General features: G+C 39.3%; 17 protein-coding genes. 16 read left to right on the forward strand and 1 reads right to left on the reverse strand.

Features of this window, described 5'->3' with window-relative positions; all coding sequences use genetic code 11:
- From dnaA to RBL01_RS00075, 15 genes are all read left to right on the forward strand, one after another.
- Complete coding sequence (dnaA, locus tag RBL01_RS00005) at positions 1-1,335, forward strand: chromosomal replication initiator protein DnaA (RefSeq protein WP_002288360.1); 1,335 nt, start codon at positions 1-3, stop codon at positions 1,333-1,335.
- Positions 1,336-1,532: 197 nt separating this feature from the next.
- Positions 1,533-2,663, forward strand: coding sequence for a DNA polymerase III subunit beta (dnaN, locus tag RBL01_RS00010; RefSeq protein WP_002288361.1), 1,131 nt, complete (start codon positions 1,533-1,535; stop codon positions 2,661-2,663).
- 228 nt (positions 2,664-2,891) lie between these two features.
- Positions 2,892-3,134, forward strand: coding sequence for a S4 domain-containing protein YaaA (gene yaaA / locus RBL01_RS00015; protein ID WP_002295251.1), 243 nt, complete (start codon positions 2,892-2,894; stop codon positions 3,132-3,134).
- Positions 3,121-4,245, forward strand: a complete 1,125-nt coding sequence (recF, locus tag RBL01_RS00020; protein WP_307781024.1) for a DNA replication/repair protein RecF — start codon at positions 3,121-3,123, stop codon at positions 4,243-4,245. The genes yaaA and recF overlap by 14 nt, the downstream gene beginning before the upstream one ends.
- The gene (gene gyrB, locus RBL01_RS00025; protein WP_002288364.1) at positions 4,242-6,188 is read left to right on the forward strand and encodes a DNA topoisomerase (ATP-hydrolyzing) subunit B; all 1,947 of its coding nucleotides are present in this window, start codon (positions 4,242-4,244) and stop codon (positions 6,186-6,188) included. The genes recF and gyrB overlap by 4 nt, the downstream gene beginning before the upstream one ends.
- A gap of 19 nt (positions 6,189-6,207) precedes the next feature.
- Positions 6,208-8,679, forward strand: a complete 2,472-nt coding sequence (gyrA, locus tag RBL01_RS00030) for a DNA gyrase subunit A (RefSeq protein WP_002293127.1) — start codon at positions 6,208-6,210, stop codon at positions 8,677-8,679.
- A gap of 612 nt (positions 8,680-9,291) precedes the next feature.
- The gene (rpsF, locus tag RBL01_RS00035) at positions 9,292-9,591 is read left to right on the forward strand and encodes a 30S ribosomal protein S6 (protein WP_002293129.1); all 300 of its coding nucleotides are present in this window, start codon (positions 9,292-9,294) and stop codon (positions 9,589-9,591) included.
- Between the two features lie 50 nt (positions 9,592-9,641).
- A complete protein-coding gene (ssb, locus tag RBL01_RS00040) occupies positions 9,642-10,154 on the forward strand; it encodes a single-stranded DNA-binding protein (protein WP_002288368.1) in 513 nt (170 codons plus the stop codon).
- Between the two features lie 25 nt (positions 10,155-10,179).
- Positions 10,180-10,416 carry a 30S ribosomal protein S18 gene (gene rpsR / locus RBL01_RS00045; RefSeq protein WP_002288370.1) on the forward strand — a complete coding sequence of 79 codons (237 nt, stop codon included), beginning with the start codon at positions 10,180-10,182 and terminating at the stop codon, positions 10,414-10,416.
- Positions 10,417-10,558: 142 nt separating this feature from the next.
- Complete coding sequence (locus RBL01_RS00050) at positions 10,559-12,532, forward strand: DHH family phosphoesterase (protein ID WP_307781025.1); 1,974 nt, start codon at positions 10,559-10,561, stop codon at positions 12,530-12,532.
- A 5-nt stretch (positions 12,533-12,537) separates the two neighbouring features.
- On the forward strand, positions 12,538-12,990 hold the full coding sequence (gene rplI, locus RBL01_RS00055) for a 50S ribosomal protein L9 (RefSeq protein ID WP_002288372.1): 453 nt from the start codon (positions 12,538-12,540) through the stop codon (positions 12,988-12,990).
- A 274-nt stretch (positions 12,991-13,264) separates the two neighbouring features.
- On the forward strand, positions 13,265-14,632 hold the full coding sequence (gene dnaB / locus RBL01_RS00060) for a replicative DNA helicase (protein WP_002288373.1): 1,368 nt from the start codon (positions 13,265-13,267) through the stop codon (positions 14,630-14,632).
- A gap of 667 nt (positions 14,633-15,299) precedes the next feature.
- Positions 15,300-16,592: an adenylosuccinate synthase gene (locus RBL01_RS00065; protein ID WP_002309895.1), complete on the forward strand. Its 1,293-nt coding sequence runs from the start codon at positions 15,300-15,302 to the stop codon at positions 16,590-16,592.
- Positions 16,593-17,258: 666 nt separating this feature from the next.
- On the forward strand, positions 17,259-18,122 hold the full coding sequence (locus RBL01_RS00070; protein WP_002316532.1) for a DegV family protein: 864 nt from the start codon (positions 17,259-17,261) through the stop codon (positions 18,120-18,122).
- 206 nt (positions 18,123-18,328) lie between these two features.
- Positions 18,329-19,288 (forward strand): IS30-like element IS1252 family transposase, encoded by a 960-nt coding sequence (locus RBL01_RS00075; protein WP_271206292.1) that lies wholly within the window; start codon positions 18,329-18,331, stop codon positions 19,286-19,288.
- Positions 19,289-19,317: 29 nt separating this feature from the next.
- Here the strand turns inward: RBL01_RS00075 and RBL01_RS00080 are convergent, their stop codons facing one another.
- Positions 19,318-20,940, reverse strand: a complete 1,623-nt coding sequence (locus RBL01_RS00080; RefSeq protein ID WP_002319326.1) for an ABC-F family ATP-binding cassette domain-containing protein — start codon at positions 20,938-20,940, stop codon at positions 19,318-19,320.
- 249 nt (positions 20,941-21,189) lie between these two features.
- Between RBL01_RS00080 and RBL01_RS00085 the strand changes: the two genes are divergently transcribed.
- Positions 21,190-21,711 carry an HdeD family acid-resistance protein gene (locus RBL01_RS00085; protein ID WP_002339459.1) on the forward strand — a complete coding sequence of 174 codons (522 nt, stop codon included), beginning with the start codon at positions 21,190-21,192 and terminating at the stop codon, positions 21,709-21,711.
- The last annotated feature ends 21 nt before the right edge of the window (positions 21,712-21,732 follow it).

Genomic DNA, 21,732 nt, shown 5'->3' on the forward strand with positions numbered 1-21,732 from the left:
ATGGTATCCCTCGATGCTTTATGGAATGAATTAAAAGCAACATACCAAAAGGATTTATCGCCTGCTAGCTATAATACATGGATCGAAACAGCGAACCCTCGAACCCTTGATCAAAACCAGCTCGTTGTTGAGGTTCCTAGCAAGATTCATAAAGAATATTGGGAAAAAAACCTGGCGACAAAAATCGTTGAAGTCGGTTATATGTTATCAGGAAATGAGATTATCCCTCGCTTTATTACTGGCGAAGAAGCAGAGCAAGAAGAAGTTATAGAAGAAAAAAATCCAAAAGTTGTGGCACCTAGTCCGCTAAAAAAAGCCATGCTGAACCCTAAATATACCTTTGATACGTTTGTCATTGGTAAAGGAAACCAGATGGCTCATGCAGCAGCGCTCGTTGTAGCAGAAGATCCAGGTTCTATTTATAACCCGCTCTTCTTTTATGGAGGCGTGGGACTTGGTAAGACTCACTTGATGCATGCAATTGGTCATCAAATGCTGCAAAGTCAGCCTAATGCCAAAGTAAAATATGTAAGCAGTGAAACTTTTGCTAATGATTTCATCAATTCGATCCAAAACAAAACAGCAGAAGAGTTCCGTCAAGAATATCGAAATGTTGATTTACTGCTAGTGGATGACATTCAATTTTTTGCAGAAAAAGAAGCTACGCAAGAAGAGTTTTTCCATACTTTCAATGCCTTGTACAATGAAGGGAAACAAATCGTACTAACCAGTGATCGGTTGCCAAACGAGATTCCGAAACTGCAAGAACGCCTTGTTTCTCGCTTTGCATGGGGGCTGTCTGTTGATATTACACCGCCGGATCTTGAAACAAGAACAGCGATTTTACGTAAAAAAGCGGCGGCTGAACGTCTAGAGATCCCAGATGACACACTAAGCTACATCGCAGGACAAATTGATTCTAACATTCGTGAATTAGAAGGTGCGCTTGTTCGAGTGCAAGCTTTTGCTGCGATGAATAGTGAAGATATTTCGACTAGTCTAGCTGCAGACGCACTGAAAACTTTAAAATCAGGAAAAGGACATCCTCAATTGTCAATCCTGCAGATCCAAGAAGAAGTGGCAAAGTATTATCACATCCAATTGAAAGATCTCAAAGGAAAGAAACGCGTCAAATCTATTGTTGTTCCTAGACAAATCGCTATGTATTTGGCACGTGAGCTCACAGATAATTCTTTACCGAAAATCGGAGCTGAATTCGGTGGCAAGGATCATACAACGGTTATCCATGCTCATGAAAAAATCCAGCAGCTGATGGATTCTAGTGTCAGTATGCAAAATGAAGTATCAGAAATCAAAAACTTTTTACTAAATTAATTTGTCGATTCTATCAACTGAAAATAGCATGTGGATAAAAGAAAAAAACGTTCAAAAGTTATACACACTTTTTCCACAGCTGTTTTTTCGGTTCTCTCTTACGTTTTTTGAGTTTTCCACAGAATCAACATGCCCTATTACTTTTATTATTCTTTTTAACTAATAATAAATAAACAAACATTCAAAGGAGATACATCATGAAAGTTACTTTAAACCGAGCTAGCTTTATGCAGGAATTGCAAACTGTTCAACGAGCTATTTCAAGCAAAACCACGATCCCTATTTTGACAGGTGTAAAAATCACACTGACACAAGAAGGTTTGACTTTGACGGGGAGCAACGCTGATATATCAATTGAAACTTTTTTGTCTGTTGAAAACGAAAAAGCAAATATGCAAATCGAATCTACTGGTTCCATTGTTTTACAAGCACGTTTCTTTAGCGAAATCATTCGGAGACTTCCTGAAGAAACATTTACTTTAGAAGTTTTAGAAAATAAACAAGTAGCGATCACTTCTGGAAAAGCGAATTTTATCGTAAATGGATTAGATGCAGATAACTATCCTCATCTTCCTGTTGTCGAAAGCCATAACCAGATGAAATTACCTGTACACGTATTGACTAAACTAATCAACGAAACAGTTTTTGCTGTCTCACAACATGAGAGTCGTCCAATCTTGACAGGTGTGCATTTCATTTTATCTGATAATTCTTTATTGGCTGTAGCTACTGATTCTCACCGTCTAAGTCAACGCGTGATTCCAGTAGAACAAGCGGCTGATCATTTTGATATTGTTATTCCTGGAAAAAGTTTGATCGAATTATCTCGCTCATTAACAAATGAAGAAGAAATCGTCGAAATCAGCATTATGGAAAACCAAGTGTTGTTCAAAACAGAAACGATGTATTTCTATTCCCGTTTGCTAGAAGGAAACTATCCTGATACCAATCGTTTGATTCCTTCAAGTTTTAATACAGAGGTTGAATTTTCTGTTCCTAGCTTTTTAGCGGCGATCGAACGGGCTTCTTTACTTTCTCATGAAGGCCGTAACAACATCGTTCGTTTATCTATTCGTCCAGATGCGGTTGTTTTATACGGAAATTCGCCAGAAATCGGGAAAGTAGAAGAAAGCTTGAGTTATACAGCAAGCAGTGGCGATCCATTAGATATTTCTTTCAATCCGGATTATATGAAAGCAGCGTTGCGTGCATTTGGAGATATGAGCATCAAAGTGAAATTTATCTCTGCTATTCGTCCATTTACATTGGAACCAACGGAAGATGGCGTTCAATTTATTCAGCTGATTACTCCTGTACGTACAAATTAACAATGATTTTCAATGTTCTTGAAAATTTAATTGAAAAGAAATAGAAAAAATAAAATTTTAAACAGAAGGCCCTAAAATCTCTTTTAAGGCTTTCTGTTTATTTTTGTTTAAATCACCTTTTTTAGATTAAATCGTCTTATATGGAAAAATATATGGATAAATTTGTTTTATTGCGAAAAAAAAGGTATAATAGAGTATACTTTTAATAATGAAAATGAGGGATGGGCATTGAAACAACAAGTCATTCTAAATACGGAATTCATGACGTTGGGCCAAATGTTGAAAGAAGTCACAGTTATCGGTAGTGGCGGACAAGCAAAATGGTATTTGGCAGAAAACACTGTGTTAGTCGATGGCGAACCAGAAAATCGTCGTGGACGTAAACTTTATCCCGGCATGATGGTTGAAGTTCCAGAAGTAGGAACTTTTTTTATGGTAAAAAAAGGAAACGACGATAATGAGGCTGAATAAGCTGTATTTAAAAAATTATCGAAATTACGAAGAGCTGAACACCGAATTTTCCAAGAACCTCGTCATCTTTTTAGGAGAAAATGCGCAAGGAAAAACGAATCTTTTGGAAAGTATCTACGTATTAGCTATGACGCGAAGTCATCGGACAAGTAGTGAGCAGGAATTGATTGGCTGGACTGACGATCAGGCGATGATTCAAGGAGAGATCACAAAAGGTTCATCCACTCTTCCATTAGAAATCTTATTATCTAAAAAAGGCCGAAAAACCAAGATCAACCATATCGAACAAAAAAAGTTAAGTACTTACGTGGGACAAATGAATGTCATTTTATTTGCACCAGAAGATCTTTCTTTAGTAAAAGGCAGCCCGCAGATCAGGCGGAAGTTTTTAGATATGGAATTAGGCCAGATCAATCCAATCTATCTTTATGATCTTGTCCAATACCAAGCAATTTTGAAACAAAGAAACCAGTATTTAAAGCAATTGAATGAAAAAAAACAAACTGATTTGCTTTATTTGGATATTTTGTCCGAACAACTAGCAGCGTTTGGCAGCAAAGTATTGAAAGCAAGAGCACAGTTCGTCAAGCGATTGAAGTTTTGGGCTAATTCTTTGCATCAGCAAATCACCCATCAAAAAGAGCAGCTGGAAATCGAGTATCTCACCGCAGTCGATTCTTTAGAAACACATACGCAAGAGCAAATCCAAGAACAATTTCTCGCACTTTTGAACCAAAATAAAAAGAAAGACCTTTTTCGGGGAACAACGACAGTTGGTCCTCATCGTGACGATCTTTCCTTTTTTATTAATCAGAAAAATGTGCAGACTTATGGATCGCAAGGACAGCAAAGAACAACTGCACTAAGTGTCAAATTAGCAGAAATCGATTTGATTAAAGAAGAGACAGGGGAATATCCAATCCTTTTGTTAGATGATGTGATGAGCGAGCTGGATGATAGTCGTCAACTCCATCTGCTAGAAACAATCGAAGGAAAAGTTCAAACGTTCTTAACAACAACGACACTTGACCATGTAAAAAATAAAATGACTGTTGAACCTGAGATTTTTTATGTTCAACAAGGGAAACTAAAAGGAGAAGAAACTGAATGACAGAAGAAAGAAGTTTAGTAGAACGCGCTAAAGAGTATGATGCCAGTCAGATTCAAGTACTTGAAGGACTTGAAGCCGTTCGTAAACGACCTGGCATGTATATCGGTTCGACTAGTTCTGAGGGTCTGCATCACCTTGTTTGGGAAATTGTCGATAATTCGATCGATGAAGTATTAGCAGGTTTTGCAACGAAAATCCATGTGATTATTGAAAAAGACAACAGTATCACCGTTATTGACGACGGTCGGGGGATACCTGTAGATATCCAGGCAAAAACTGGACGTCCTGCAGTTGAAACGGTCTTTACTGTTTTACATGCTGGAGGAAAATTCGGCGGTGGTGGGTACAAAGTTTCTGGTGGACTTCACGGAGTAGGATCTTCTGTTGTTAACGCGCTTTCTACACAGCTTGATGTCAAAGTATACAAAGAAGGAAATGTGTACTATCAAGAATATCGTCGTGGAGCTGTAGTGGACGACTTAAAGATTATCGAACAAACGGATCGCCATGGAACAACGGTTCACTTTACGCCAGACCCTGAAATTTTTACAGAGACAACTGAGTTTGATTTTTCAAAATTGGCTACCCGGATCCGTGAACTTGCTTTCTTGAACCGCGGGATGCGTATATCGATTGAAGACAAACGAGAAGAAGAACCAGTCATCAATGAATACCATTATGACGGCGGGATCAAAAGTTATGTCGAATACTTGAATGCAAACAAAACCGTGATTTTTCCAGAACCTGTATATTTGGAAGGTGAACAGCAAGATATCGCAGTTGAAGTCTCTATGCAATATACAGACGGCTACCATTCCAATATCATGAGTTTTGCCAACAATATCCATACGTATGAAGGCGGAACACATGAATCAGGATTCAAGACTGCTTTAACTCGTGTGATAAATGATTATGCCCGAAAACAAAAGCTGATGAAAGAAAATGACGACAACTTGACCGGTGAAGACGTGCGAGAAGGATTGACAGCTGTTATTTCTATCAAGCATCCTGACCCTCAATTCGAAGGACAAACAAAAACAAAATTGGGCAATTCCGAAGTACGGACAGTCACTGATCGGTTATTTAGCGAACATTTCATGAAATTCTTGCTGGAAAACCCAAGTGTGGGCCGTCAAATTGTTGAAAAAGGATTACTAGCTTCCAGAGCTCGTCTAGCAGCGAAACGTGCGCGTGAAGTAACGAGACGTAAAGGTGCTTTAGAGATTAGTAATCTACCAGGAAAATTAGCGGACTGCTCTAGCAACGATCCTGAAAAATGCGAATTGTTCATCGTCGAAGGAGATTCGGCCGGCGGATCAGCTAAGCAAGGTCGTAATCGAGAGTTTCAAGCCATCTTGCCTATTCGTGGGAAAATCTTGAATGTTGAAAAAGCAAGCATGGACAAGATCTTGGCAAATGAAGAGATCCGGTCTTTATTTACTGCTATGGGTACAGGGTTTGGAGAAGATTTTGATGTATCGAAAGCTCGTTACCACAAATTAGTTATCATGACTGATGCCGATGTCGACGGCGCGCATATCCGTACATTGCTGCTGACTCTTTTTTATCGTTACATGCGTCCTATTGTTGAAGCTGGATACGTCTATATTGCTCAGCCACCTTTATACGGGGTAAAACAAGGGAAGAATATTACGTATGTACAACCAGGAAAAAATGCAGAAGAAGAGTTGAAACAAGTCGTTGCTTCACTTCCTGCCTCACCAAAACCAAGCGTTCAGCGTTATAAAGGACTTGGAGAAATGGATGATCATCAACTATGGGAAACAACTATGGACCCAAGCAATCGGATGATGGCCCGCGTCAGTGTGGACGATGCTATTGCAGCAGATCAGATATTTGAAATGTTGATGGGGGATCGAGTAGAACCACGTCGTGCATTCATCGAGGAAAATGCACACTATGTGAAGAACTTAGATATTTAATCATGAAGGAGGAAAAAGAATGAGTGAAGAAATCAGAGAAAACATCCATGATGTAAATCTAACCAGCGAAATGAAAGACTCCTTCATCGATTATGCGATGAGTGTTATTGTCGCACGTGCACTTCCTGATGTCAGAGATGGTCTGAAACCCGTTCATCGCCGTATTTTATACGGCATGAACGAATTAGGTGTAACACCGGATAAAGCCCATAAAAAATCTGCCAGAATCGTCGGAGATGTCATGGGTAAATACCATCCTCATGGAGACAGTGCGATCTATGAGTCAATGGTACGGATGGCGCAGCCATTCAGCTACCGTTATATGCTAGTGGATGGTCATGGAAACTTTGGTTCTGTTGACGGTGACGGTGCCGCTGCTATGCGTTATACCGAAGCACGGATGAGCAAAATCGCTACAGAAATGCTGCGTGATATCAATAAGAACACTGTTGATTTCCAAAGCAACTATGATGACACAGAAAAAGAACCCGTTGTATTACCTGCTCGCTTCCCTAATCTTTTGGTGAACGGAACGACGGGGATCGCCGTGGGTATGGCAACGAATATCCCACCTCATAATTTGTCTGAGGTAGTAGCGGCTATCGATTTGCTGATGGATAATCCTGATGTGACGACCAATGAATTGATGGAAGTATTACCTGGACCAGATTTTCCAACAGGTGGTTTGGTCATGGGAAAATCAGGAATCCGAAGAGCGTATGAAACAGGTAAAGGTTCTATTACCGTACGTGCAAAAGTTGAGATCACTGAGATGCCAAATGGCAAAGAACGGATCCTCGTGACGGAATTACCTTATATGGTCAATAAAGCAAAATTGATTGAACGGATTTCTGAGTTGCACAGAGACAAGCGTATCGAAGGAATTACGGATTTGCGGGATGAATCTTCCCGTGAAGGCATGCGAATTGTCATTGACGTTCGTCGTGACGCCAGCGCATCAGTTATTTTGAATAACTTATACAAATTGACATCCTTGCAGAATTCATTTGGATTCAATATGTTGGCAATCGAAAAAGGCGTGCCGAAAGTTTTAAGTTTGAAACAAATCCTTGAAAATTATATCGAACATCAACGCGAAGTCATCACACGACGGACGGTCTTTGAAAAAGAAAAAGCAGAAGCAAGAGCACACATCTTAGAAGGTTTGCGTATTGCTTTGGATCATATCGATGAAATCATTGCGATTATCCGCGGGTCTAAATCAGATGACGAAGCAAAAGCAACAATGATCGAACGGTTCGATTTATCCGATCGCCAATCACAAGCTATCTTAGATATGCGTTTGCGTCGATTGACCGGTTTGGAACGGGAAAAAATCGAAAATGAATATCAAGAACTATTGAAACTGATTGAAGATTTGACTGACATTCTGGCAAGACCCGAACGTGTCACAGAAATCATCAAGAATGAATTAGCAGACTTGAATCAACGATTTGGTGATAAACGACGCACAGAATTACTAGTCGGTGAGGTCTTAAGTCTAGAAGATGAAGATTTGATTGAAGAAGAAGAAATCGTTATTACATTGACAAACAATGGTTATATCAAACGTTTGGCAAATAATGAATTCAGAGCTCAACGAAGAGGCGGGCGTGGTGTCCAAGGAATGGGTATCCACAATGACGACTTCGTCAAGAATCTAGTTTCTTGTTCTACCCATGATACATTGTTATTCTTTACGAATAACGGAAAAGTGTATCGGGCAAAAGGATACGAAATTCCAGAATACGGGCGTACAGCCAAAGGAATCCCAATCATCAATTTGCTGGGTATCGACTCGAGTGAAAGCATCCAAGCAATTATTGCGGTGACGGGAGAAGCAGAAGAAGGCCACTATCTCTTCTTTACGACGCGTCAAGGTACAGTTAAACGTACGTCTGTCACTGCTTTCGCTAACATCCGAAGCAATGGCCTGATTGCAATTGGTTTGAAAGAAGATGACGAATTAGTCAATGTTCTATTGACAGACGGACAGTCAAATATCATCATTGGCACACATAACGGTTACTCTGTGACCTTCAAAGAAGAAGCAGTCCGCGATATGGGACGTACAGCTTCCGGCGTCAGAGGGATACGTCTGCGTGAGGAAGATTACGTCGTTGGGGCAGCCCTGATGAAGGAAGACCAAGAAGTACTAGTGATTACAGAAAAAGGTTACGGAAAACGGACCAAAGTATCGGAATATCCAGTGAAAGGCCGCGGAGGTAAAGGAATCAAAACGGCGAATATCACTGAAAAAAATGGTCCACTAGCCGGATTGACCACTGTTTCTGGAAATGAAGACATCATGCTGATTACAGATAAAGGTGTGATTATCCGTTTCAACGTATCGACTGTTTCTCAAACTGGACGTTCAACATTGGGTGTACGTTTGATGAAGATGGAAGCTGATACGAAAGTCGTCACAATGGCAGCAGTCGAGCCAGAAGCGGTAGAACAAACAGTTGAAGAGCAAGCAACAGAAGAATAATCATAAAGATGAAGTGTTTAAGTTAGCAAGGAGGTTGTGACAGAAGTGGGCAACTTCAAGAAATAAGAAGGAATTTACGAAAATTGCTTTTCAAATTTTTGTGAAATTTCGGCTTATTTCCGTAGAAGCTACTTCTGGAACACCGTTTAGGAGGTTGTGAAAAAGCTGCTCTGCATCAAGCAGTAAGAACAATCAGATAAAAATAGCACTCCATATTTTTCATCTGATTGGGTTTAGTGCCGTAGATGCAAGCTTTTGAACACCGTTTAAGGAAGAGGTCGTGAGCCTGCCGTTTCACTCTGAGTCACAAGGATCAATTTCAAAAAACAGCTTCTCATGTTTGTTGAATATTGTGACTTGTGGCCGAGGAGTTGGCAGGAGAACACCGTTTATTCGAAAAAAGGGAACTGCGACAAGACTTTTGTCACAGTTCCCTTGCTCGCTTTTTTGATTAATTGAATTTCTCTTAAAATATTTGAAACTGTTTATTCTGTATTGCTTTTGACCAAAATAGAGTGTATAATCAAAGCTTGTGAGTAGTCTAATTAATTAGATAACTCTCCTTGCTCTTAGGAACCTAAGAGCCGAAAGTCCACAGGGAGGTGAATATCAATGGAAAACACGAAATATGAAATCATGTACATTATTCGTCCAAACATTGATGAAGAAGCAAAAACTGCTTTAATCGAACGTTTCGATGCAATCTTGAAAGATAACGGAGCAGAAGTTATCGAATCAAAAGATTGGGAAAAACGCCGTTTCGCTTATGAAATGAACGGTTACCGTGAAGGTATCTATCACATCGTTAAAGTATCTTCTCCATCATCAGCAAATGCTGTCAGTGAATTTGACCGTCTTGCTAAAATCAACGACGATATCATTCGTCACATGATTGTTAAAGAAGAAGCTTAATTGTTGTTTCATGTGAAACAATAGAAAAACGATGAGAGGAGATGACTATTTTGATTAATAATGTTGTATTAGTTGGACGTCTGACGAAAGATCCAGATTTGCGTTACACAGCAAGTGGTACGGCAGTCGCAACATTTACTTTGGCTGTGAATCGTAATTTTACAAACCAAAGCGGCAATCGCGAGGCTGATTTTATCAACTGTGTGATTTGGCGCAAATCAGCAGAAACTTTAGCAAACTATGCTCGTAAAGGAACACTTTTAGGTGTTACTGGACGTATCCAAACTCGTTCTTATGATAATCAGCAAGGACAACGTGTATACGTAACAGAAGTAGTAGCTGACAACTTCCAATTGCTGGAAAGTCGTTCTGCATCTGAAAATCGCCAACAAAGCGGCGGATTCCAAAGTTCTGGTCAATCAGCTGGCGGATTTGGCGGAAACAATAACTCTAATCAAACATCTCAATCATCCAACGGTATGCCTGATTTCGACCGTGATACTTCTGACCCATTCGGCTCAAGTTCAACGATCGACATTTCAGATGATGATTTACCATTCTAAACGAATTTGATAGGAGGGAAATAGAATGGCACAACAAAGAAGAGGCGGACGTAAACGTCGTAAAGTAGACTACATTGCTGCTAACCATATTGAATATATCGATTATAAAGATATCGAATTACTAAAAAGATTTATTTCAGAACGCGGTAAAATCTTGCCACGTCGTGTAACTGGTACAGGCGCTAAAAACCAACGTAAAATTACTGTTGCAATCAAACGCGCACGTATCATGGGCTTGCTACCTTTCGTTAGCGAAGACTAATGAATCCGAGGAATTGAATGACTGATCCTTTTGATCAGCTATTCAATTCTTTTTTTTCTGTAAAAATAACCGATATTCGTTTAGTCGCTTGAATGACGAAAGTTATGGTAAAATCAAGTTAGTCATATATGGGAGGAAAATTATGGAAAATAAAAACAATCATTTATCCCCAAAACCTCTCTTCCTTATCCTGTTTATACTAATCGAAGTATTGGTAGTCTTAATTTTACCATTTCGTTTTGTTAGCGCTTCGGTCATTCTTTTGATGAATTTATGGGGCGTTCGCTATTGGTTGAAAATGAAACGCTGGCTTACTTTAAATAAACGTGAAAAAATCCAGCAGGCTTCGACCGTAGCCGAAACAAATCTGGCTTATGTCTCAGAAGTCATGCCTGTAGGAGTGATTGCTTATCAGCCATCAAGCCAAAAAATCGAATGGCTCAATCCTTTAGCATTGAAAGTCAAAGATCAAAGTGGATTAACAGAGGAAGAATTGTTAGATACTTTTTTTACTGCAAAAGAAAAAAAGAAAAACCAAGTCTATCTAGCAGATAAAACATTTCAGTTTGATATGGATACAGTAAAGGGTGTCGTTTATTTTAATGATATCACCCAAAACCAGTTATTGAAACTTCATCAGGCGAACAGTCAGCCAGTGATCGGTATTTTATCTATTGATAACTATGCAGATGCTATTGATAAATTGGATGACAAAGAGATTTCTTATTTGAACTCTTTCGTCACTACACTTGTTTCTGACTGGATGAATGAATACCATGTCTTTTTCAAAAGAATCAACGCAGAACGGTTTTTCTTCGTCGCACAGATGATCGATCTGAAAAAGATGATGGATAAAAAATTTGATTTGTTGGACCGCTTTCGAGCAGAAGCTGAAAAACAGAGCTCACCTATCACCTTGAGTATGGGGATTGCTTATGGCGCGAGATCCCTCGATGAAATCGGTGGAGAAGCTCAGAACAATTTAGATGTTGCTCTAGTCCGCGGAGGCGACCAAGTTGTCGTGAAAGAGGTAAAAGAAGGTGCAAAACCTGTTTATTATGGCGGTAAATCAGCTAAGAATGTCAAACGCACGCGCGTCCGTTCTCGAGCGATGAGTACCGCTTTGCGCCGGATTTTTGATGAAACAGGCGATGTGTTCATCATGGGACACAAATTTCCGGATATGGATGCTTTAGGCTCTGCTTTTGGTGTCAGTTGTCTTGCACGCTTCAACCAGAAAAAGGCTTATATCGTTATCAACGAGAACGAAATCATTCCAGATGTAGAACGTTGTCTCGAAGAAATCCATAAACATCCAGAATTAGAAATGCAATTGATCTCTCCAGAACGCGCCATAGAGCTGAAAAAAGATGAAGACCTCATCGTGATGGTGGATTATCATAAACCTTCTCTATCGATCTCTCAGAGCCTATATGAGCAATTTGATAAGATCGTGATCATTGATCATCACCGCCGAGGGGAAGAGTTTCCAAGCAAGCCTTTGCTGACTTATATCGAATCTTCAGCCTCTTCCGCTTCAGAGCTAGTTTCTGAGCTGATCCAATACCAAAGCAGCAAAACGAATCGCTTAGATCGCTTTGAGGCCACACTATTACTTGCAGGGATGGTTGTAGATACGAATAGTTTCAATGTTCGTACAACTGCACGAACTTTTGATGTTGCCAGCTATTTAAGGTCTTGTGGAGCAGACGCATCCTTAGTACAATATTTATTGAGCTCGGACTTAGCGACATACTTGGAAATCAGTCATTTGATTGCTGGAAGCGAGTATGTGACTTCTGATATTGTTGTGGCGGCAGGAACAGATGAAAAAGAGTATAATAGTGTCATAGCGGCAAAAACAGCAGATACACTGCTTTCGATGATCAATATCAACGCAGCTTTCGTCATTACGAAGCGGACAGACGGATTGATTGGGATCAGTGCCCGAAGTACCGGTACGATCAATGTCCAAATCATCATGGAATCCTTAGGTGGTGGAGGACACTTCACAAATGCAGCTACTCAACTGGAGAATACGACAGTTGAAGAAACAAAACAGAAGCTTTTTGCTGCAATCAAAGAAAATATGAATCAAATATATGATAAGGAGTAATCCAAATGAAAGTAATTTTTTTACAAGACGTAAAAGGAAAAGGTAAAAAAGGGGACATCAAAGAAGTTCCAGCAGGTTATGCACAAAATTATCTAATCAAAAATAACTTGGCAAAAGAAGCAACGAAAAGTAGTATCAGTCAGTTAGCTGGACAGAAGAAAGCCCAAGAAAAACACGAAGCTGAAATCTTGGAAGAAGCTAAAAAATTAAAAGAATTCTTGGAAAAAGAAGATACGGTAGTCGAGTTAAAAGCAAAAGCAGGGGAAGACAGCCGTTTGTTTGGATCGATTCCTTCAAAACAAATTGCTGAAGGGCTAAACAAACAATACAAAATCAAATTAGATAAACGAAAAATCGAACTAGAAAACCCAATCCGTTCACTAGGCTACACAAACGTACCTGTGAAGTTGCATCATGAGGTGACGGCTACGATCAAAGTTCATGTCGTACAAGAATAACAAGTCTTGATAGTGATGTTCAGCTGGTAAGAAGAACCAGAAGGAGAAAAGACAAACCGAAATTTATCTGAGAAAAGCAGCTGCAGCAACAAAAGCACAAGCTGCATATCGATTTCAGATTGATTTCGGTTTCTTTTTTGAGAACAGTAAAATAGCACGAAGAAAACGAGTATAATAAAAGAGAGCTATTTTTTTATGATACTTTCGATGCGAATGATGACTTTTCCATCATTTTCTTGTAAAATGAAGCAATTGAAGACAAGGAGCGATACGTATGAATGAAGTGTGGCAGGATCGAATCCCACCGCAAAATATTGAAGCTGAACAAGCGGTTCTAGGCTCTGTTTTTCTTGATGCAGAAACGATCATTGATGCCATGGAGTACATAGAGCCAAAAGACTTTTATCGTCGCGGCCATCAAATTATTTTTGAGACAATGATCGAGTTGAACGATCGTAATGAAGCGATTGACGTTGTTACTGTTAAAGACCGGCTAGAACAAGCAAATTTGTTAGAAGATGCCGGTGGTTTAAGTTACCTATCAGATTTGGCTTTAGCAGTTCCGACAGCAGCAAATATCGTCTACTATGCGAAAATCGTTGAAGAAAAATCATTATTGCGTACATTGATTCAGACAGCAACAGGGATCGTTACAAAAGGATTCGAGCAAGGAGAAGAAGTTCAGACGATCTTAGATGATGCAGAACGCAGTATCTTGGAGGTTTCGGAAAAAAGAAATCGAAGCGGCTTTTTATCCATTGCTGAAGTACTGAACTCAACGATTGAAAATATCGATCGACTAGCTCAAAACAATGAAGAAATCACAGGCCTACCAACTGGCTATCAAGGTCTGGACAAAATGACAGCAGGTTTCCAGCCCGAAGAACTAATCATTCTGGCTGCCCGTCCAGCGGTAGGTAAAACAGCGTTCGCATTGAATATTGCTCAAAATGTAGGAACCAAAACAGATCGTTCTGTTGCGATATTCAGTCTGGAAATGGGGGCGGAATCTCTTGTAAATCGGATGCTTTGTGCAGAAGGTTCGATTGAAGCTAGCCATTTGCGTACAGGTCAGCTTTCGGAAGAAGAATGGTCGAATCTGATCGTTGCGATGGGAAGTCTTTCTCGAGCAAATATTTTTATCGATGATACACCAGGGATCAAGATCTCTGAGATCCGCGCGAAATGTCGGAAACTAGCGCAAGAAAAAGGCAACCTAGGCTTGATATTGATCGATTATTTGCAGTTGATTGAAGGGAACGGTAAAGAGAACCGTCAACAAGAAGTATCAGATATCTCCCGCCAACTGAAAAAACTGGCAAAAGAACTGAAAGTACCTGTCATTGCTCTTTCGCAGTTGTCTCGTGGAGTAGAACAGCGACAAGACAAACGTCCAGTACTAAGTGATATTCGTGAATCCGGATCAATCGAACAAGATGCGGACATCGTAGCCTTCTTGTATCGGGATGATTATTATGAAAGAGAAGGCGGAGATGACGATGATGGAAATGAGCCAAAAAATGACAACGTCATCGAAGTCATCATCGAGAAGAACCGAAGCGGTGCGCGAGGAACAGTTGAACTGCTGTTTATCAAAGAATACAATAAATTTTCGTCGCTTTCGCCAAGAGAAGAATTTTAAAGAATAGGTTGTGAAAGCAGCGTTCAGCCTTGCGCAATGACCAAGGGCACTCGTATAAGATGCGACGAGTAACTGCAAGAGTGACTAGAGCACTTAATTAAAACAGATCTCCAAAGGGATTGTGACAAAAGTCTTGTCACAATCCCTTTTTCCGAATAAACGGTGTTCAATCAGCTGACCCTCGGCATTAGCTCAACAAACGGCAAAATATGAGGAACTATTTTGACGTTTGTTGAGCTAATACTCAGATCAGAACGCTGATTTCACAACCTCTTCCTTAAACGGTATTCAAAAGCTTGCATCTGCGGTAATAAGTCCAACCAAACGAAAAATAGGAGAAGCTATTTTTGTTTGGCTGTTCTTATGACTTGATGCAGGACAGCTTTTTCACAACCTCTGATTCACGGTGTTCCAGAAGTAGCTTCTTCGAAAATAAGTCGAAATTTCACAAAAATATGAGAAGCAATTTTCGTAAATTCCTTCTTATTTCTTGAAGCTGACCACTTCTGTCACAACCTCTTTTTTAATAATCATTCTAAAAGGATAAAAGTTCGTTTTTTAAGCGTTTTTATAAAATAAAAATAAAAATCATTCGATTTTATTTGAATTATGTATCTATTATTGATACAATGGTTCAGGATTAAATAATATAGAACGAGGTGTTCACATGTCATCTGTAGTAGTAGTAGGTACGCAATGGGGCGATGAAGGGAAAGGAAAAATCACAGACTTTCTCAGTGAAAATGCTGAAGTGATTGCACGGTACCAAGGTGGCGACAATGCAGGGCACACAATCAAATTCAACGGTGTGACTTATAAACTGCATTTGATTCCTTCTGGGATTTTTTATAAAGACAAGATCAGTGTGATTGGAAACGGCGTTGTAGTCAATCCTAAATCATTGGTCAAAGAATTAGCTTATTTACATGAAAAAGGTGTAGAAACAAGTAATCTGCGTATTTCTGACCGCGCACACGTAATCTTGCCTTATCATATCAAATTGGACCAATTACAAGAAGATGCGAAAGGTGAAAACAAAATCGGTACAACGATCAAAGGAATCGGACCAGCTTATATGGATAAAGCCGCTCGTGTAGGTATCCGCATCGCAGACTTATTGGATAAAGAAATTTTTGAAGAACGTCTTCGTTTGAATCTAGATGATAAAAACCGTCAATTTGTAAAAATGTTTGATTCAGAACCACTTGATTTTGACGATATTTTTGAAGAATATTATGAATATGGACAACAAATCAAACAATACGTCACAGATACTTCGGTTATCTTGAATGATGCCTTAGATGCAGGTAAACGCGTGTTGTTTGAAGGGGCGCAAGGAGTCATGTTGGATATCGACCAAGGAACCTATCCTTTTGTTACTTCTTCTAATCCAGTAGCCGGTGGTGTTACAATCGGAAGCGGTGTAGGACCTTCAAAAATTAATAAAGTCGTCGGCGTCTGCAAAGCCTATACGTCACGTGTCGGTGATGGTCCATTTCCAACTGAACTATTTGATGAAACAGGTGAACAAATCCGCAAAGTAGGACGAGAATACGGTACGACAACAGGACGTCCTCGTCGTGTCGGCTGGTTTGATTCTGTAGTTATGCGCCATTCTAAACGGGTGTCAGGTATTACCAACCTATCTTTAAACTCAATCGATGTATTAAGTGGATTGGAAACCGTAAAAATTTGCACGGCTTATGAATTAGATGGCGAACTAATCTACCACTATCCAGCAAGCTTGAAAGAGTTGAACCGCTGCAAACCAATCTATGAAGAGTTGCCAGGCTGGTCAGAAGACATTACAGGATGCAAAACACTTGCAGAACTGCCAGAAAACGCACGTAATTATGTACGTCGTATCTCAGAGCTTGTTGGTGTACGTATCTCAACATTTTCTGTCGGACCTGATAGAACACAAACAAACATCTTAGAAAGCGTCTGGGCGCAAATCTAAGGATAAAAACGACGACTGAATCAGGACGTTCTTACCAGAGCGAGTCGAAGTGTTTATCTATACGATAATAATCACTTGAAGAGGTAGTGGTGAAAGAGACGTTTAGCCTTATTGCCGATAGGCTGTCTCTTGAACACTGTTTATTCAGAATAAGGGACTGTGACAAAAGTCTTGTCGCAGTTCCCTTTTTTTGAATAAACGGTGTTCTCCTGCCAACTCCTCGGCCACAAGTCACAATATTCAACAAACATGAGAAGTTGTTTTTTGAAATTGATCCTTGTGACTCAGAGTGAAACGGCAGGCTCACGACCTCTTCCTTAAACGGTGTTCAAAAGCTTGCATCTACGGCACTAAACCCAATCAGATGAAAAATATGGAGTGCTATTTTTATCTGATTGTTCTTACTGCTTGATGCAGAGCAGCTTTTTCACAACCTCCTAAACGGTGTTCCAGAAGTAGCTTCTACGGAAATAAGCCGAAATTTCACAAAAATTTGAGAAGCAATTTTCGTAAATTCCTTCTTATTTCTTGAAGCTGACCACTTCTGTCACAACCTCTTATTTTGATTAGAACTTGCGAAAATAAACCGGTTAAAGTGTGTCTAGCGCAAGAGATTTGCTATAATAGACGATAAGAGTAAAATGTAACGAGAAGGGGTTGAAAAATGTGTATCAAATTGTAACAGATTCTTGTTGTGATCTGCCATACCATGTATTAGCAGAAGAAAAAATTGATTTTTTATCAATGAATCTCCAATTGAATGATCAAGAGTTAGTAGATGATCTCGGAAAGACATTCAATTATGACCGCTACATGAATCAGCTGAAAAATGGTGCGATGCCTACGACATCACAAATCAATGTTGGCCGATATTTAGAATTTTTCCGTTCTTATGCGGAAAAACAGATTCCTGTCTTATATGTGGCTTTTTCCAGTGGATTAAGCGGCTCTTACAGCAGTGCGCTTCAAGCTGTTGAATTACTGAAGGAAGAATACGAAGACCCTGAGATCTATGTTTTTGATACAAAAGCTGCAAGTATCGGGGAAGGGCTTTTAGTGTTGGAAGCTGCAAGATTGAAAAAAGAAGGGAAAAGTATCGAAGAAACCTTAGAGTGGCTGGAAAAAAATTATTTGAAAGTCCATTCATGGGTAACTGTAGACGATTTGAAGTATCTAGAACGAGGCGGTAGGATTTCCAAAGCAAGTGCTACTCTGGGCAGTCTATTGAGTGTAAAGCCTATTATTACGGTAGATAAAGAAGGAAGGCTGACGAATGTTGACAAAGTTCGCGGAAGGAACAAGTCGATCCAAACAATCGTCAATGAGACGGTAAAAACAATCGTTGCGCCACTTGATCAAATCGTTTATGTGGCTTACGCTGGGGATCTAGAGAGCGCGGAGAAGGCAAAACGGCTTTTGGAAGAGCAGATAAAGATGAAAGATGTGAAGCTTTATCCCTTAGGACCAACGATAGCCAGTCACACAGGCTATGGCTGTATCGCGATTTTTTCGATGGGAATCAGTCGATAAAAGCAGTAACTCATTCTGTAAAAAAGCCCAGGATTTGAATGTAACCAAAATAGCGACTCTTAAAAGATAGATGAGCATCTTATCTCTTAGAGGTCGCTGTTTTTTTGTTTTCGCCGATTGTAAAATTAAGCTAGACAAATAAATAAGCCATTCGTGCTACACTCAAAATGTAATTCCGACTAAAGAAAACATAGGAGTGATCACGAATGACCTACACCCATCTTACCACGGATGAACTGGTGATGATAGAGTCTTACTACCACCAAAACATCAAAATTGTGAAAATTGCTGAGTACCTGAAACGATCTCGAACACCGATTTATAACGTCATTAATTTCTTGAAAGAAGGCCATACGGCCCTCGAATACTACCAACAGTATAAAGAAAATAAGAAACGGTGTGGCAGACGAAACATCGTCTTGCCAAAGAAACAACAGTCCTACATTAAAGAAAAAATTGCCCAAGGCTGGACGCCAGACGTTATCATTGGGCGTAAAGAGAAACCAATCAGCTGTTCCGTAAGAACCCTTTATCGCCAGTTCAAGGAAAAGGTGTTCGATGAATCGACTTTGCCCATGAAGGGTAAGCGGAAACCAAATGGACATCAAGAACGCCGAGGAAAACAGGCTTTTAAACGGAATATCGTTGAAAGAGAAACTGATTGCCCGACATTTAAAGAAGAGTTCGGCCATATCGAAGGCGATACCATTGTAGGCATTCATCATAAGAGTGCTGTCATAACTTTGGTAGAACGTCTATCGAAAATCATCATCACCTTGAAGCCCGAGGGGCGCAAGGCGATCGATATTGAGAATACTCTGAACCACTGGTTTGGATCGATTCCCAGACATTTATTTAAATCCATTACCTTTGATTGTGGGAAAGAATTCTCTAATTGGAAGGCTTTAAGTAACCAACATGACATCGCTATTTATTTCGCTGATCCAGGGACTCCTTCGCAACGAGCACTGAATGAAAATTCCAATGGCTTGCTGCGAAAAGATGGTCTGCCAAAAAACATGGATTTTAATCAAGTCGACCAAGCTTTTATCTCTTCAGTGGCGAATAAGAGAAACAATATTCCACGAAAGTCCTTGGATTATCAAACACCCCTGGAAGTATTTATGAGTTACATGAATGAAGATATTTTGTCTAGCTTAATTTGACAAATCAAATTTTTAAGCTAAATAGGCCGTTACGCCCATAACTCATTCAATTGTTTTTGAATATCTGTGTTTTCCAAGAACTCATCATATGTCGTATCAGCCCGATCAATCACACCTTTATCTGAAACAGCAATGATCCGGTTTGCCAATGTTTGGATAAATTGATGGTCATGAGAGGCAAACAGGATCGAGCCAGTAAATGCCATCAAGCCATCATTCAATGCGGTGATTGATTCTAAGTCTAAGTGGTTCGTTGGATCGTCTAATACAAGTACGTTAGCTTTCGAAAGCATCATTTTTGAGAGCATACAACGGACTTTCTCTCCACCAGATAAAACATTCACTGGTTTCAATACTTCTTCACCAGAAAACAGCATTCTTCCTAAGAAACTTCTTAAGAAGGTGTTGTCATCTTCTTCTTTACTTGCATATTGGCGCAACCAGTCTAAAATCGTTAGATCCGTGTCGAATTCTTTCGTTGTATCCTTTGGTAAATAAGAATGACTTGTTGTTACTCCCCAACGTACTGTTCCAGTATCTGGTGTAATTTCACCCATAATAACTTTGAATAGTGTCGTCGTTGTTATATCATTTTCTGCGACAAAAGCAACCTTGTCTTCTTTGTTTAAGTTAAAAGATATATCATTTAAGATTTTCTTTCCATCAATCGTTACACTTACATTTTCTACCTGCAATAAGTCGTTTCCGATCTCACGTTCAGGTTTGAATCCAACGAATGGGTAACGTCTAGAAGAAGGCTGGATATCGTCCAAAGTAATTTTTTCAAGCATTTTTTTACGTGAAGTTGCTTGTTTTGATTTTGATGCATTCGCACTAAAGCGAGCAATGAATTCTTGGAGCTCTTTGATTTGTTCTTCTTTTTTGGCATTTGCATTCGCTTGGAGTTTAGCCGCTAATTGACTAGATTCCAACCAAAAATCATAATTTCCTACATAAAGTTTGATTTTACCAAAATCCAGATCCGCCATATGTGTACATACTTTGTTCAAAAAGTGACGGTCATGGGAGACAACGATCACAGTATTTTCAAAATTGATTAAAAATTCTTCCAACCAATTGATCGATTGGATATCCAGACCGTTTGTTGGTTCGTCTAGTAAAAGAACATCAGGTTTACCAAATAGTGTTTGTGCTAACAACACTTTTACCTTTTGTCCGCCAGTCAATTCACTCATTTGCTGATGGTGCAATTCTTCAGGGATGTTCAGACCTTGCAGTAAAACAGCTGCTTCTGGTTCTGCTTCCCATCCATTAAGTTCAGCAAATTCTCCTTCTAATTCAGCTGCTCGAATACCATCTTCGTCAGTGAAATATTCTTTCATGTAAATCGCATCTTTTTCTTTCATCACTTCATACAGACGCTTGTGCCCCATGATGACTGTTTCAAGTACAGTATAGTCTTCATAGTCGTAATGGTTCTGTTTCAATACGGCCATCCGTTCATCTGGTCCCATAGTAACGGAACCTGTGGAAGGCTGCAGATCCCCTGATAACACTTTAAGGAACGTTGATTTACCTGCACCATTTGCACCAATCAAGCCATAGCAGTTTCCGGGGGTAAATTTAATATTCACATCATCAAATAGTTTGCGGTCTGAAAAGTGCAAACTCACATCATTTACAGTAATCAATTTTTTTCCTCACTTTTATCATTATTAGTTTTTGACAAGTCTTATAGAATTATATAGGGGAAAGGTAAAAGATTCAAGGCAATCGAACATTCTTTGTGTTTCACGTGAAACAGAATGAAGAAAATAAACATAAAAGAGGAGTAGAAATAGCTGCTATAGGATTTTTTAGTTTGCAACAGCATAATTTTTGAAGTTATTTATAAAAGGGAGTACTATAAAACTATAAAAGAAATGAAAGAAGGATTGAAAATGGATAAAAAAAGAACCATCGACTGGGGCTCATTGATTTTGGGAATTTTATTTGTACTTGTCTCATTGTTATCATTTCAAGACCCTGTCGGAAATTTAGTTGCAATTGTAGTAGTCTTTGCGATTTTTTCCTTTATTAAAGGGATATTTGAACTATTTGTACGTAACAGATTAAAAGAGCTAACAGGATATAAAGGAAAGATGCCCTTAATAATCGGGATCATCGATATTCTAGTTGGCGTCTTTTTCTTATTCAATATTGGTGTAGGAGTCGCAGCATTACCTTTTGTTTTTGCAGTATGGTTTATTGCTGATTCAGTTTTAGCGTTATTTACTGCTGACTTGGCAAGAGGAGTAAGTGAAGGATATTATTGGTTTACGATCATCGTCAATATTCTAGGAATTTTATTAGGAATTCTCTTATTGTTTAATCCAATTTCTTCTGCGTTGACATTAAGCTTTTTAGTTGGGTTCTATTTTATGTTATTCGGCATCACAAATATCGTCTATGCGTTTAGATAAGTGAAATCAAACAAATAAAAA

Origin of the sequence: Enterococcus sp. SB12 (assembly GCF_030910025.2) — a bacterium.
Lineage (GTDB): Bacteria > Bacillota > Bacilli > Lactobacillales > Enterococcaceae > Enterococcus_B > Enterococcus_B faecium.

What these genes read in the sequence shown, in the direction of transcription:
- RBL01_RS00075 (WP_271206292.1), top strand. Translation starts at nt 18,329, where the DNA reads ATGACCTACACCCATCTTACCACGGATGAACTGGTGATGATAGAGTCT.
- RBL01_RS00065 (WP_002309895.1), top strand. Translation starts at nt 15,300, where the DNA reads ATGTCATCTGTAGTAGTAGTAGGTACGCAATGGGGCGATGAAGGGAAA.
- gyrA (WP_002293127.1), top strand. Translation starts at nt 6,208, where the DNA reads ATGAGTGAAGAAATCAGAGAAAACATCCATGATGTAAATCTAACCAGC.
- rplI (WP_002288372.1), top strand. Translation starts at nt 12,538, where the DNA reads ATGAAAGTAATTTTTTTACAAGACGTAAAAGGAAAAGGTAAAAAAGGG.
- dnaN (WP_002288361.1), top strand. Translation starts at nt 1,533, where the DNA reads ATGAAAGTTACTTTAAACCGAGCTAGCTTTATGCAGGAATTGCAAACT.
- rpsF (WP_002293129.1), top strand. Translation starts at nt 9,292, where the DNA reads ATGGAAAACACGAAATATGAAATCATGTACATTATTCGTCCAAACATT.
- gyrB (WP_002288364.1), top strand. Translation starts at nt 4,242, where the DNA reads ATGACAGAAGAAAGAAGTTTAGTAGAACGCGCTAAAGAGTATGATGCC.
- dnaB (WP_002288373.1), top strand. Translation starts at nt 13,265, where the DNA reads ATGAATGAAGTGTGGCAGGATCGAATCCCACCGCAAAATATTGAAGCT.
- recF (WP_307781024.1), top strand. Translation starts at nt 3,121, where the DNA reads ATGAGGCTGAATAAGCTGTATTTAAAAAATTATCGAAATTACGAAGAG.
- RBL01_RS00085 (WP_002339459.1), top strand. Translation starts at nt 21,190, where the DNA reads ATGGATAAAAAAAGAACCATCGACTGGGGCTCATTGATTTTGGGAATT.
- rpsR (WP_002288370.1), top strand. Translation starts at nt 10,180, where the DNA reads ATGGCACAACAAAGAAGAGGCGGACGTAAACGTCGTAAAGTAGACTAC.
- RBL01_RS00050 (WP_307781025.1), top strand. Translation starts at nt 10,559, where the DNA reads ATGGAAAATAAAAACAATCATTTATCCCCAAAACCTCTCTTCCTTATC.
- dnaA (WP_002288360.1), top strand. Translation starts at nt 1, where the DNA reads ATGGTATCCCTCGATGCTTTATGGAATGAATTAAAAGCAACATACCAA.